Annotated in this window: 12 protein-coding genes and 2 tRNA genes; 11 read left to right on the top strand and 3 right to left on the bottom strand. The window is 36.1% G+C overall.

Annotation, left to right across the window (positions count from 1 at the left end; all coding sequences use genetic code 11):
- Positions 1–7: 7 nt before the first annotated feature.
- Entirely contained in the window at positions 8–1,291 is a 1,284-nt protein-coding gene (locus tag C7N65_RS08530; protein ID WP_105994053.1) for an adenylosuccinate synthase, read from the top strand.
- Positions 1,292–1,392: 101 nt separating this feature from the next.
- Here C7N65_RS08530 and C7N65_RS08525 read toward each other — a convergent pair whose 3' ends face one another.
- Positions 1,393–2,286, bottom strand: a complete 894-nt coding sequence (locus C7N65_RS08525; RefSeq protein WP_105994052.1) for a YitT family protein — start codon at positions 2,284–2,286, stop codon at positions 1,393–1,395.
- Between the two features lie 107 nt (positions 2,287–2,393).
- Between C7N65_RS08525 and C7N65_RS08520 the strand changes: the two genes are divergently transcribed.
- The 10 genes from C7N65_RS08520 to C7N65_RS12850 all read left to right on the top strand — a co-directional run bounded on the left by C7N65_RS08520 (position 2,394) and on the right by C7N65_RS12850 (position 10,785).
- Positions 2,394–2,468 (top strand) — tRNA-Glu (locus tag C7N65_RS08520).
- Positions 2,469–2,473: 5 nt separating this feature from the next.
- Positions 2,474–2,546, top strand: a tRNA-Asp gene (locus C7N65_RS08515).
- Between the two features lie 393 nt (positions 2,547–2,939).
- Positions 2,940–3,641 (top strand): response regulator YycF, encoded by a 702-nt coding sequence (gene yycF, locus C7N65_RS08510; RefSeq protein WP_105994051.1) that lies wholly within the window; start codon positions 2,940–2,942, stop codon positions 3,639–3,641.
- An 11-nt stretch (positions 3,642–3,652) separates the two neighbouring features.
- Positions 3,653–5,482 carry a cell wall metabolism sensor histidine kinase WalK gene (walK, locus tag C7N65_RS08505; protein ID WP_105994050.1) on the top strand — a complete coding sequence of 610 codons (1,830 nt, stop codon included), beginning with the start codon at positions 3,653–3,655 and terminating at the stop codon, positions 5,480–5,482.
- Positions 5,472–6,806: a YycH family regulatory protein gene (locus C7N65_RS08500; protein ID WP_105994049.1), complete on the top strand. Its 1,335-nt coding sequence runs from the start codon at positions 5,472–5,474 to the stop codon at positions 6,804–6,806. Before walK ends, C7N65_RS08500 begins: the two co-directional genes overlap by 11 nt.
- Positions 6,803–7,591, top strand: coding sequence for a two-component system regulatory protein YycI (locus C7N65_RS08495; protein ID WP_105994048.1), 789 nt, complete (start codon positions 6,803–6,805; stop codon positions 7,589–7,591). Before C7N65_RS08500 ends, C7N65_RS08495 begins: the two co-directional genes overlap by 4 nt.
- 345 nt (positions 7,592–7,936) lie before the next feature.
- Positions 7,937–8,737, top strand: coding sequence for an MBL fold metallo-hydrolase (locus C7N65_RS08490; protein WP_105994095.1), 801 nt, complete (start codon positions 7,937–7,939; stop codon positions 8,735–8,737).
- 425 nt (positions 8,738–9,162) lie between these two features.
- Positions 9,163–9,642: a 23S rRNA (pseudouridine(1915)-N(3))-methyltransferase RlmH gene (gene rlmH, locus C7N65_RS08485; RefSeq protein ID WP_105994047.1), complete on the top strand. Its 480-nt coding sequence runs from the start codon at positions 9,163–9,165 to the stop codon at positions 9,640–9,642.
- Positions 9,643–9,815: 173 nt separating this feature from the next.
- The gene (locus C7N65_RS08480) at positions 9,816–10,595 is read left to right on the top strand and encodes a tandem-type lipoprotein (protein ID WP_105994046.1); all 780 of its coding nucleotides are present in this window, start codon (positions 9,816–9,818) and stop codon (positions 10,593–10,595) included.
- A 43-nt stretch (positions 10,596–10,638) separates the two neighbouring features.
- On the top strand, positions 10,639–10,785 hold the full coding sequence (locus tag C7N65_RS12850) for a hypothetical protein (RefSeq protein WP_322107536.1): 147 nt from the start codon (positions 10,639–10,641) through the stop codon (positions 10,783–10,785).
- A gap of 24 nt (positions 10,786–10,809) precedes the next feature.
- On the opposite strand, the gene C7N65_RS12715 is transcribed toward C7N65_RS12850, so the two are convergent.
- Together C7N65_RS12715 and C7N65_RS12710 are read right to left on the bottom strand one after the other, a co-directional pair.
- Positions 10,810–11,958: a CDP-glycerol glycerophosphotransferase family protein gene (locus tag C7N65_RS12715; RefSeq protein ID WP_234019068.1), complete on the bottom strand. Its 1,149-nt coding sequence runs from the start codon at positions 11,956–11,958 to the stop codon at positions 10,810–10,812.
- A gap of 6 nt (positions 11,959–11,964) precedes the next feature.
- The gene (locus C7N65_RS12710) at positions 11,965–13,164 is read right to left on the bottom strand and encodes a glycosyltransferase (RefSeq protein ID WP_234019067.1); all 1,200 of its coding nucleotides are present in this window, start codon (positions 13,162–13,164) and stop codon (positions 11,965–11,967) included.
- Positions 13,165–13,625 lie beyond the last annotated feature (461 nt).

Genomic DNA, 13,625 nt, shown 5'->3' with positions numbered 1-13,625 from the left:
TGCTCTTATGTCATCAATCGTAGTTGTTGGGACACAATGGGGAGACGAAGGTAAAGGTAAAATCACAGACTTTTTAGCGGAACAAGCGGACGTTATCACACGCTTTTCAGGCGGAAATAACGCAGGACATACTATCAAATTCGGCGGGGAAACTTATAAATTGCACTTAGTACCGTCAGGAATTTTCTATCAAGATAAACTTTCTGTTATCGGTAACGGTGTTGTAGTAGATCCCGTTGCATTATTAAAAGAGTTGGACGCATTAAACGAACGCGGTATTCCAACAAATAATTTGCGTATTTCAAATCGTGCACAGGTCATTTTGCCTTACCACTTATTACAAGATGAGTATGAAGAACGTCTTCGTGGTGATAATAAAATCGGTACGACTAAGAAAGGTATCGGCCCAGCATACGTTGATAAAGCACAAAGAATCGGAATCCGTATGGCGGATTTATTAGACAAAGAAACATTTGAAAGATTATTAAAAGCGAATCTTGAATACAAAGCTGCTTACTTCAAAGGTATGTTCAATGAAGAAGTACCTGCTTTCGAAGACATCTTTGAAGAGTACTATGCGGCTGGTCAAAGATTAAAAGAATATGTGACAGACACACCTAAATTATTAGACGATGCTATTGTCGCAAACGAACGTGTTCTATTTGAAGGAGCACAAGGTGTAATGCTGGATATCGATCATGGTACATATCCATTCGTTACATCAAGCAACCCGATTGCTGGTAATGTAACAGTCGGCGGCGGTATCGGACCTACATTCGTATCTAAAGTTATCGGTGTATGCAAAGCTTATACATCACGTGTCGGCGATGGTCCATTCCCAACTGAATTATTCGATGAAGATGGTCATCATATCCGTGAAGTCGGCCGTGAATACGGTACAACTACAGGACGTCCGCGTCGTGTAGGCTGGTTCGACTCAGTAGTATTGCGCCACTCTCGTCGTGTGAGCGGTATTACAGATTTATCTATCAACTCTATCGACGTTTTAACTGGTTTAGATACAGTTAAAATCTGTGTTGCTTATGAGTTGGATGGCGAAGAAATCACAGAATACCCAGCAAACTTGAACGCATTAAACCGTTGCAAACCAATCTATGAAGAATTACCAGGTTGGACTGAAGACATTACAGGTGTTCAATCATTAGAAGAACTTCCTGATAATGCACGCCGTTACTTAGAACGTATTTCTGAACTATGCGGTGTCGGTATTTCAATCTTCTCTGTAGGTCCAGACCGTACACAAACAAACATGTTGAAACCTTTATGGTAAGACGATAAAACAAAACATGATAAATGTATGAACTAAAAAAGATGCGAGACAGGAATTTTCTTCCTGCATCGCATCTTTTTTGATTTGAAATCATATATATTTTAATGGATTTTCTTCTTACGGTGATGACCGCCGCGTACTTCGGAAACATTACCGAAGGATAAGAAGGCTTTAGGATCGATTTGAAGCACAACCTCTTTGAGTTTGGCTTCTTCGACACGTGTAATGACCGTGAAGACGACTTTGCGCGGATCGCCGGTATAAGCACCTTCTGCATGCAAATACGTTACACCACGCCCTAAACGGTCGTTAATGGCTTCTCCGATTTCTTTATAGTCATCACTGATAATCCATACAGCTTTCGATTCATCTAAACCGACTAAGATCAAGTCAATCATTTTAAAGGCAATGAAATAAGCAACAACACTGTACATTGCACTTTCCCATGTAAAGACAAAACCTGCGACTGCGAAAATAAAGAAGTTGAAAATCATAACGATTTCACCGACTGAAAACGGCAGACGGTTATGTACAAGAATAGACATGATTTCTGTACCATCCATACTTCCCCCGGCACGTATTACTAATCCGACACCGATACCTACAATGGCACCCCCGAAGATAGTAATAAGCAGCGGTTCTTTTACAACTGCAGGAATACCGCTTAATAACATTGTTCCTACAGATAAGACTGTAATTGCATAAAGTGTGGACACTGCAAAAGTTTTACCGATTTGCTTGTAGCCTAAAAAGAAGAATGGCAAGTTAAGTAAGAAAATAAATATACCAAGAGACCATCCTGTTAAATGGGATAAGATAATCGAGATACCGACAATCCCGCCATCTAACAATTTATTTGGAACTAAGAAGAGCTCAAGTCCTACGGCTGTAAGCATTGAACCGATAGTTAAGAAAAGAATACGAATGATGATTTGTGTGAGAGACAATCTTTTTTCTTTCTTAGCATGACCCCCAGAAGTAGTAGATTGATTCATAATTTACCTCCTAAAATGGGTTATGTAAAAATTATACAAAAAATCTTTAAAAAAAGCTTGTCTTTTTTAAAATAGCTGTGCTATAATCTATCTTGTGCTTAAAAAACGGCTCCTTGGTCAAGCGGTTAAGACACCGCCCTTTCACGGCGGTAACACGGGTTCGAGTCCCGTAGGAGTCACCATTTAAGGTCTCGTAGTGTAGCGGTTAACACGCCTGCCTGTCACGCAGGAGATCGCGGGTTCGATTCCCGTCGAGACCGTATAATGCTCACCCAATAGGGTGGGCATTTTTATTTTACCTTTTTTAGGTAAAGGCAATGTAAATACAGACTGCGAAACTTTTATTTTATTTACACTTCTGATACAAAGTGTTCAAAACACGATTTTAGTATAAAATGTAAAGAAGTGCTACAATAGCATGAACACACATGAATCCTCTCTTTTTTTAGACATTCCCCCATTTTTGAAACGCTTCAAATTATAAATGACTTCTTAAAATATTGTTTTATATGAAAATCAGGTCGTGGATTACGCTATAAATTTGATATAAAAAATAGAATTGGCGTGTAAGAAATGGTAAATTATATAGTAGATACTTATGTCTAAATAAAATTATTCATGTACGATTATGATTAGAAATGAGGTTTAGGATTATGGCGAGAAAAGTAGTTGTAGTAGACGATGAAAAACCTATTGCTGATATTCTAGAATTTAATTTGAAAAAAGAAGGTTATGAAGTCTTTTGTGCGTATGATGGTAATGATGCAATCGACTTAATTTATGATGAAGAACCAGATATCGTACTTCTAGATATTATGCTTCCTGGCAGAGATGGTATGGAAGTCTGCCGAGAAGTGCGTAAAAAATATGAAATGCCGATTATTATGTTAACGGCGAAAGACTCTGAAATTGATAAAGTGCTTGGTTTAGAACTTGGCGCAGACGACTATGTCACGAAACCATTCAGTACACGTGAATTGATTGCACGTGTGAAAGCGAACTTGCGCCGTCGTTATACACAACCGGCACAAGAAGCAAATAATGCGCCGAATGAAATTACAATCAAAGATATTGTGATTTATCCGGATGCATATTCTATTAAGAAACGCGGAAAAGATATTGAATTAACACATCGTGAATTCGAACTTTTCCATTATCTGGCTAACCATATGGGACAAGTAATGACACGTGAACATTTACTTCAAACTGTATGGGGCTATGATTACTTCGGCGATGTGCGTACTGTCGATGTGACAATCCGTCGTTTAAGAGAAAAAATCGAGGATGATCCGTCACACCCAGAATATATTGTGACACGCCGCGGTGTTGGATACTTCCTGCAGCAGCATGACTGAGGCGGCGTTGTATGAAATGGCTTAAACAATTTCAATCCCTTCACACGAAACTCGTGATTGTTTATGTCTTATTAATTATCATCGGTATGCAGATTATTGGTTTATATTTCACTAATAACTTAGAACGAGAATTAACGCAGACATTTAAAAACAATATTGCGCAGTATGCAAAACAAATCGAGATCAACGTGGAAAAGGTAAATGAAGAAGACCGTTCAGTCAACGCGCAAAAAGAGATTCAAAATCTGCTTAATGAATATGCGAACCGCCAAGAAATCGAACAGATCAACTATATTGATAAGAATCAAATCATTGTCGCAACGACGAAACAATCTTCTAATAGTATTGTGAATCAAAAGGCAAATGATACTTCTGTTCAAAAGGCGCTTTCATTAGGACAAGCCAATGACCACACTATACTAAAAGACTACGGCAAGGGTAAACAGCGTGTATGGATTTACAACTTGCCTGTAAAGTCGTCTAAAGGGGTTATCGGCGATATTTATATCGAAGCTGATATCGATAATGTCTATGATCAGCTGAACAACTTTAACCAAATCTTTATCGTAGGTACTGCAATTTCCCTCTTCATCACTGGTTTGCTTGGGTTCTTTATTGCCCGTACGATTACAAAACCGATTACGGATATGCGTAACCAAACTGTAGAGATGTCAAAAGGGAATTATACACAGCGCGTGAAGATTTATGGGAACGATGAAATCGGCGAACTTGCATTGGCCTTCAATAACTTGTCGAAGCGGGTACAAGAAGCACAAGCGAATACAGAAAGCGAGAAACGTCGTTTAGACTCTGTTATCACGCACATGAGTGATGGGGTTATTGCGACGGACAGACGCGGCCGTGTACGTATTGTGAATGATATGGCCTTGAAAATGCTGGGCATGGCTAAAGAAGATGTAATGGGTTATAACATGTTAAGTGTGCTTAACCTAGAAGATGAGTTCGCACTTGATGAAATGCAAGAAAACAATAATAGTTTCTTATTAGATATTAATGAAGCTGAAGGTATTATTGCGCGTGTAAGTTTCAGTACAATCGTTCAAGATACAGGTTTCGTGTCAGGTTATATTGCTGTGCTGCATGATGTAACTGAGCAGCAGCAAGTTGAACAAGAACGCCGCGAATTCGTTGCGAACGTTTCACACGAACTGCGTACACCGCTGACTTCTATGAACAGCTATCTTGAAGCCTTAGAAGAAGGTGCTTGGCAAGATCCTGAGATTGCGCCGCAATTCTTATCTGTCACAAGAGAAGAAACAGTACGTATGATTCGTTTGGTAAATGACTTGCTTAACTTATCGCGTATGGACAATGATTCAGAACAAATTACCAAAGAGATTGTTGACTTCAACATGTTTATTAATAAAATTATCAACCGTCATGAAATGGCGGCGAAAGATGTGACATTTGTACGAGATATTCCTGAAGAAACCATCTTTACAGAAATTGACCCGGATAAGATGACACAAGTATTTGATAATGTGATTACCAATGCGATGAAATATTCGCGCGGCAATAAACGAGTTGAGTTTCACGTGAAACCGAACCCATTATATAACCGTATGACAATTCGTATTAAAGATAATGGTATCGGTATTCCGATTAATAAAGTAGATAAAATCTTTGATCGCTTCTTCCGTGTAGATAAAGCACGTACACGCAAGATGGGCGGTACTGGTTTAGGGCTGGCGATTTCAAAAGAGATTGTGGAAGCACATAACGGCCGTATTTGGGCAAACAGCGTCGAGGGTCAAGGAACATCAATCTTCATCACGTTACCGTGTGAAGTTATAGAAGATGGTGATTGGGATGAGGCATAAAGAAGCCGCAAAATCAGTCATACTTACACTTTTGGTGCTGATGAGTATTGTCTTAACGTATTTGATGTGGAATTTCTCACCAGACTTGGCGAATCTTGAAAGTCAGGATAATAAGAAAGATACACAAAATACTATCGGCAAGGCGAACTCTGAATCTATGGAGAGTGTGATAACACCTTATCAAGTGGTTATCTCTGATAGTGATCAATCTGAAGGTGCATTAGAAACACGCCATATGAATCGGAAAATTGTCAAAGTATTAAAGAACCAAGAAATTAAGAATGCTAATGAGGTATATCATGCGCATAACTTGTTTATTCCAGAGTTGAGCGATCGCTTCTTAGTTCTTGATTTCTCTTATGATATGCCTTTATCTATGTATTTAGGACAAGTCTTGAATATGGATGCGAAGGTCTCGAATAAATTCAATTTCAACCGTTTGATTATCGATGCTGATCAAAAGAATACTGCAGTGATTTATGCAATCGGCAGTGATCATCATCATGTAATGCGTATGAATACATCAATTTCAAGCAAGAATGTGAAAGATTTAGAAGCTAAGATTCAACCGGATTTATCACCTTTCGCAGATATTATTACGAATAAAAATACGATAGATGCCTCTACGCATATTTTCGCACCAGAGAAGCCTAAACACTTAAAGACATATCGTACTATCTTTAACCATATCAGTGTAGAAGCGATGAACTCTATTCTCTTTAATGATTCTGTCGTGGTACGCAGTACTAAGAGCGGCAGCACGACTTATAATAACAATACAGGTGTTGCGAGCTATGATTCTAAAAATGAATCGTATCGTTACACGAACCTGTCTGAAGATGAATCGAAATCTAAAAATATGTTGGAAACTATACCAAGTACATTTGATTATATTAATGCACATGGCGGATTCACAGATGATTTCCGATTATTTGATACAGATGAAACCTCTGGTGAACTCACGTATCAAAGTTTCTTAAACGGTGTGCCTGTCTTTAATAAAAATAATTTAAGTACGATTCAAGTCGCTTGGGGAGAGAAAGGCATTTTCAGTTATGCACGTGCCTTGCTTAAAACGAATATCACTATCGACAGCGATGAAGATAAGAAAGACTTGCCAGGTGCTGAAACGGTACGTTCCAATCTTGCGAATAACCCGAATATCGACTTTAAGAAAGTAACTAACATGACGATTGGTTATACGATGAAAGATAAAGAGAAAGACGATATTGAGGTACAGCGCAACAGTGAATATGAACCGCAATGGTATATCCAATACGATGGTGAATGGCATGCTTACTCGAATGGAGGTCTTGAAGAATGAACTGGAAATACGCAAAGACACTCTTTATATTCGTGTTTATCATCATCAACATCATGCTTGCTATTATGTATGTGAATAAAATCAATAAATCACATATCAATGAAGCGGATGATAATAATGAAGTGGATTTCAGACAAGAAGAAATCAGTATTCCTAAAGAGCTGCCGGATGTCAGAGGGCTGCAAGTGCAGTTGGTGACTGGGCGCTCAAAAGATTTTACGAACTATGCTAAGTCTAAAGAAGATATTAAAGCAACTGATGATGGGAAAGTGGCAGAAGGTACAATCGACCCAGCCATCAGCGTGAGTAATGATCAAGTCACAAGTCTGAAAATGTTCATGAAAAAGAACATTTATAAAGGTGAAGATTATCAATTATTCAGTACAGATAATGATGAAGAAGTCTTTGAACAAACCTTTAAAGGCTTGCCGATCATGAATAATGATAAAGCTATGGTGAAATTCAAAGTAGATGATGAGGACAAGGTAAGCAGTTATCGTCAAACGGCTATGAATGAACTCAGTGCATCTAAAGGTGAAAATAATGATGAAGAAAAAGTAATCAGTGCACGCAATGCCATTGAAGCGTTGTACTTCAATCGTTATTTAAAGCGTAATGATGCTGTGACTAATATTCGACTCGGTTACTACTCTGTCGTACGTGAAACTAACGTTCAAGTCTTCCAGGCAAACTGGGAAATCAAAGTGAATCACGCAGACAGCAATGAAACTAAAACTTATTATGTCGAAGCAACGTCTAAAAACCCTAAAATTATCGTAAGATAGTAATAACGTTAAAAACGTAGAGAAACCAAACATAAGCAGCAGTTAACGAAAGAAGTGTCAGTGGCTCATTGAAGCTATTGATGCTTCTTTCTTTGCGGAGAAGCGGATAGGTGAATATCCTAAAGAACAAATAAGATTATTTTCCTTAGTACAGTGGGCAGAAAGGTCATTTAGGTGTACAATAGATAGGTGAAATTTTTAATTTATGAGGTCCGGCACTGTTCGGCCACTCAAACGGCAGTATGACCAAGCCGTATCTTTAACAAAGCCTCAATAATTTGAGATAATAATAGAAATGTACTCGGACAAAAACATAATAGAGAAATAGTGAGTAACTTAGAAAGGGTGAATCGCTTGATACGTATGAGCGTACTAGCGAGTGGCAGTACAGGCAATGCCACTTATGTAGAAAGTGATAAAGGTAGCCTGCTCGTTGATGCTGGATTAACCGGCAAAAAAATGGAAGAACTCTTCAGTAAAATCGATAAAAATATAGCAGATTTAAATGGTATTTTAGTGACACATGAACATGTTGATCATATTAAAGGATTAGGCGTGCTTGCACGTAAATATCAATTGCCTATCTATGCGAATGAAAAGACATGGCAAGCCATTGAAAAGAAAGACAGCAAGATTCCAATGGACCAAAAATTCATCTTCAACCCCTATGAAACACATTCTTTAGCTGGGTTTGATATTGAATCATTCAATGTTTCGCATGATGCGATAGATCCGCAATTCTACATTTTCCATAATGATTATAAGAAATTTACAATGATTACGGATACAGGATATGTTTCAGATCGAATGAAAGGCATGATCAGAGGCAGTGATGCTTTCATGTTCGAAAGCAACCATGATGTAGACATGCTGCGTATGTGCCGTTATCCATGGAAAACAAAACAACGTATCTTAGGTGATATGGGACACGTTTCTAACGAAGATGCGGCTATGGCAATGTGTGATGTCATTACAGGCAATACAAAACGTATTTACTTATCACATCTATCACAAGATAATAATATGAAAGACTTAGCACGTATGAGTGTAGGACAAGTCTTAAACCATCATGATATTGATACAAATAAAGAAGTTTTATTATGTGATACGGATAAGGCAGAACCCACACCGATTTACACAATATAGTTGAAACATTAATAATATGTTTTAAATGGACTCTAGTGAAAAAACTAGGGTCTTTTTTTATGATTTAGTGTTCATTTAGTAAAAAAGAACATGCTATAATTTTTAGGGTAGTGTGCACGTAGGGTAGTTATTCACAATTTCGTGTAAAGAAAGCGCGTAACTGTGAATAACTATGTAAGACTTACCTGCAAGTTATGCACAAAATAAGGTTGAGTTATCCCCATTTGTGCACAATCCACATAGAAATACCCACATTATTAACAGAGTTATCCACATATCTACAAGTTATGTACAGAAATGTGAGTAAAATCCACAATAATAGCTATGAATTTATATACATAACGTACTAATTAAGACAGTAGCCTGTGAATAGGTGGATATCCTGTGGATAACTAGAATAAGTTCAAAATAAAAAGGAGAATGTGATGAAGATTACAATACTTGCCGTAGGCAAATTAAAAGAAAAATACTGGAAACAAGCCATTGCAGAATATCAAAAACGCTTAGGAGCTTACACAAAAATTGAGATTGTGGAAGTACCTGATGAAAAAGCACCGGAAAATATGAGCGACAAAGAGATAGAACAAGTAAAACAAAAAGAAGGGCAACGGCTGCTAGCTAAAATTAAACCGCAATCCACAGTTATTACCTTAGAAATCAAAGGCAACATGTTAACATCTGAAGGATTAGCTAAAAACATCCAGCAGCGCATGATACAAGGTCAAAGCGACTTTACTTACATCATTGGAGGATCTAACGGCTTACATCAAGACGTCTTAGACAGAAGCAACTATGCCCTCTCCTTCAGCAAAATGACATTTCCGCACCAAATGATGCGTGTCATTCTGCTAGAACAGGTGTATAGATCGTTTAAGATTATGCGTGGTGAAGCTTATCATAAATGATGAAGTTTTTGTTAAGACTAATAATAATATGTAAATATGAATTAAACCAAAATATTAAATGGATTAGATATATTGTTTGATAATATAAAAACAGTTGTTAGTAAAAACGCTTTAGCGTTCGCTTTTGTATAGAGGAACTTCAAAATTTATGACAAACAGAGAGATGTGAAGTTATGAAACGTTCAAAAGCTATAGTTTTATGTGCAAGTTTCTTGATTTTAATACTGCTTATTGGCGTAGGTGTAGTCATTTTCAAAGAAATTAATAAAGAAGCAGAAATCAAAAAGAGTTTTCAAAAAACACTAGGCATGTATCCAATCAAGAATCTTGATGATTTATACGATAAAGAAGGATATCGAGATGAAGAATTTGAAAAAGGTGATAAAGGGACCTGGCTACTACATTCGGAAATGTCTATACAAAGTAATGGAGGAGATTTAATCAGTAAAGGTATGGTGTTAGAAATAAATAGAAATACACGGACAGCTAAAGGTGATTACATAACCAAGAGAATTACAGAAGACAGCAAAGGAAAAACACATAATATCAAGAAAAAATATCCGATAAAGATGGAAAGTAATAAAATCATACCTATTGAGAAAATCGAAAATAGCAAGATAAAAAAAGAAATAGCGGACTTTAAATTTTTCGCGCAATATGCAGACTTTAAAGAATTAGATAAGTATAAAGGCGGAGATATAGACTACAATCCTAATGTGCCTAGTTATTCTGCAGAATATGATTTAGAAAATAGTGATTATAATGTAAAACAATTAAGAAAGCAATATGATATTCCAACAAAAAAAGCGCCAAAGTTATTGTTAAAAGGAACAGGTGACTTAAAAGGATCTTCAGTTGGTACTAAAAATATAAAATTTACCTTTGTTGAAAATAAGCATGACATTATTTATTTTTCTGATAGCATGTACTTTAATCCAAGCGAGGATAAGTAATTATGAGTATAGTAGCATATAAAATAAAAGCTGAGAATATTACATTTGGGATATTCTTGTTTTAAATGACTATCAAAATCAAGATATTGGTACAAAGTTAATGCATCAAATTTTGAATAAGTACACTCATATTCTCCAAAAAAGTATTGTTAACTATAGAAGCGACTTTCGTATTTTGAAAGTCGCTTAATCTTATTTATACAGCTATATCTACTTAAGATTCGTGGTTGATATTGTATTTTCGTTTAGAGTCATCTTTGAAAATTGTTTGCAGTATGTTGAATGAAGTGTTCCAATCGTCTTCATTCATTAAACGATTGATTAAACTTGAATAGTCTATTCGACTGATATGTGTGATTTGTTTAGCGAGTAATGCTTCGTTTTGAGAGGCAGTTAAGAAATCACCAACTTCATGGATATCAAAGTAAAAGCCGATTTCATCTTGATATTTTTGACTATCTTCTTGTAATAGTAAAATAGGCAAGTTTAAATGTGCATAATCAAAGATAGTTGATGAGTAATCAGTTATCATGACATCGCTGATTAAATACAATTCTTGAATATCTACGAACTCATTGAAAAAGCAATGAATACGAGGATCTAGCTGATTGTATTTAGTACGCAAGTTAGAATCATTAGGATGGAGTTTAACGATGATTTCATAATCACTAGGTAAATGATCTAATAAAGCTTTCAGGTCTACACCTGTTATACTGCTGCGCTTATCTTTTCTCCAAGTTGGACAATAAAGTACGAATTTCTTATCCTTCGCATCGACTTGCAGGTATTTCTTTCTGATTCTTGTACGTTCCGCTTCATTATTATTTTTTTTTAAGTATTCATTCCGCGGTGCCCCTAACTGAAGGACTTTTAACTTTTTATTCTTCTCTAAATCAAACGCCGACTCCAGCAGCATCTTATTCGTTTTAGAAGAAGTTAATAAATAATCCCATTTCTTCATTCTTGGTTTGAAAGCACGAAGCTGCGCTTTTCTTTCTTGTTCATCATTGAGGTTATTCACCATTTTCTTCAATGGGAAGCCGTGCCATGTTTGAACAAAGACCTGTCTTTTATCCTTGTCGACTCTATCCCAAGAATTGCCGTTCATAAAGACATATTTGCAGGATCTGAATGTTTTCATGTAGTTCAACGAACCGAAACGCACAGGTATAAAGCCGTGATTTCTGATTTCAATATCTACTAAGGCATTTCTAGAGCTGACAAATATCTTCTTATCATTAAATTGGTTTTGAATTGCAAGAGCAATATATTTTGGATCACCGCTAAAATTACTGCCGTGGAATGACTCAATGAAAACTCTGTCTGACTTAGGTTTGATTTTATCTAAGTTGCGCTCTATCATACCGTTCTATTGAACGTTGTAGATTTTCTTCATTCCTTTTCTGACGATGGATTTTGAGGATACTTTTCTGACACCTGGAAGGTTCATCATTTTCTTGTATACATTTTTCCGCTTGTTTAAAAATTTAAGACCGTTCGTATTAAACCCTTTGATTTTGCGTTCTAATTTAATCGGTAAAAGCGAGCGGTTCGACATAGCCTTATTAAATAAGGTTAGATAATCTTCTGCGTATGTTTTTGGTTGGAAATCTGTTTTCATTGCGTTAACATCTTCAAGACGTTCAGCATTCGTATATTTATGTTCTAACATGCTTTTTAATATTGAATAGTCATGTTCAACTTCTTTTTTCATAAAGTGAACGCTATGGTATTTCTCATATATCGCTTGTAACACATTGTCATCACCTGGATAAATAAGTGCTTGATTACCCGTTGCCATAGCTTCTAATATGGAGTAGCCCAAAGTTTCATAAGGCGATGAGGAAACATAGATATAGGTTTGCGGCACTTTTTGATTTAAGTGCACATTATCCTCTAAGTTATAGTAATGAATTAAGTTTTGATATAAAACTTCAGAGGGACCATAACCTTGAATATAGAGTTGAATAGTCTTGTCTTGTTTTATGTTAACGATGTAGTCCATCAGTTTAATGACATAAGAAATGTCTTTGATGCCATCTTCAAAGCGAGATTTGATGAACAAGTTGCGTTTGGTATTGATAGGGTGTTCATTGATTTGAATGTGCGCAGCATTGACATAGTAATGGAAAACCGATGAGTAATGGAATCTATTGCTAAATGCTTCTTGTATTTCTTTAGTGCTTACACGTACCGCATCAATCGCATCTAAAGCTAAGTCTGCGTCGTCCTCAAGATACCATAATGGTCCATGAACCTCTCCGATAATTTTTATGTTTTTATTGTGTTTCTTAACATCTCTTGCAATTTTGAATAACGACTCTCTTGTCAGAATTAAAATATCCGCATCTGATAAGGCTTTCGTTTCTTTATGTGATTTGATTTCAAGGCGCTTAGGGTTAATATTTTCATGGATTACTAATTTCATAATCGCCTCATCTTCATAATGTAAGTAATTGAAATATGTAACATCATGCCCTGCTTGTTGGAACGCTTTAATGAGGTTGATATTGCTTCTGGTTGTACCGCCTTTAGCGAACAAATTAAAACCTAATATATTGACTTTCATACTGTACTCCTTTCTAAATGATCACCTAAAACTTATATCTTAACGAAACATAAATAGCGATAGACAGCCTTTTGAGGTATATCTATCACCACTTTTTTGAACTTGAACCACGTTGAGTGGTGTATTTTATATTGTTGTTTTCAACACGTTTTAAAGTTTTTATGAAATAATCTTAAATATGATATGACTACTCAATGTAAGCTTTTGTTTCAAATGAAGTGAGAACAAAAACGAAGAATTTATCAATTACGGTTGTAAATGATAGTAGAAAAAGTAGTAAGGCTAGGGAAAACCAAAGTATATATTTCCCTCAATTATATGCCTTTTTCTCTTAATACTAGCACACAGTTAAAACAATATATAGGTTTGATTAAGATAATTTTAATTATTGTAAAGAAATAATTGAGGAATTTTAGTAAATGGTCAAATAATGACTATCATTGAAAGTTTAGACATATTTT

Origin of the sequence: Staphylococcus simulans (genome assembly GCF_002994445.1) — a bacterium.
GTDB classification, from domain to species: domain Bacteria; phylum Bacillota; class Bacilli; order Staphylococcales; family Staphylococcaceae; genus Staphylococcus; species Staphylococcus simulans_B.
This window is presented reverse-complemented; position numbering and strand designations above follow the sequence as displayed.

Excerpts from the sequence above, each read along its gene's own strand:
- C7N65_RS08530 (WP_105994053.1), top strand. The coding sequence starts at position 8 with ATGTCATCAATCGTAGTTGTTGGGACACAATGGGGAGACGAAGGTAAA.
- C7N65_RS08525 (WP_105994052.1), bottom strand. The coding sequence starts at position 2,286 with ATGAATCAATCTACTACTTCTGGGGGTCATGCTAAGAAAGAAAAAAGA.
- yycF (WP_105994051.1), top strand. The coding sequence starts at position 2,940 with ATGGCGAGAAAAGTAGTTGTAGTAGACGATGAAAAACCTATTGCTGAT.
- walK (WP_105994050.1), top strand. The coding sequence starts at position 3,653 with ATGAAATGGCTTAAACAATTTCAATCCCTTCACACGAAACTCGTGATT.
- C7N65_RS08500 (WP_105994049.1), top strand. The coding sequence starts at position 5,472 with ATGAGGCATAAAGAAGCCGCAAAATCAGTCATACTTACACTTTTGGTG.
- C7N65_RS08495 (WP_105994048.1), top strand. The coding sequence starts at position 6,803 with ATGAACTGGAAATACGCAAAGACACTCTTTATATTCGTGTTTATCATC.
- rlmH (WP_105994047.1), top strand. The coding sequence starts at position 9,163 with ATGAAGATTACAATACTTGCCGTAGGCAAATTAAAAGAAAAATACTGG.
- C7N65_RS08480 (WP_105994046.1), top strand. The coding sequence starts at position 9,816 with ATGAAACGTTCAAAAGCTATAGTTTTATGTGCAAGTTTCTTGATTTTA.
- C7N65_RS12715 (WP_234019068.1), bottom strand. The coding sequence starts at position 11,958 with ATGATAGAGCGCAACTTAGATAAAATCAAACCTAAGTCAGACAGAGTT.
- C7N65_RS12710 (WP_234019067.1), bottom strand. The coding sequence starts at position 13,164 with ATGAAAGTCAATATATTAGGTTTTAATTTGTTCGCTAAAGGCGGTACA.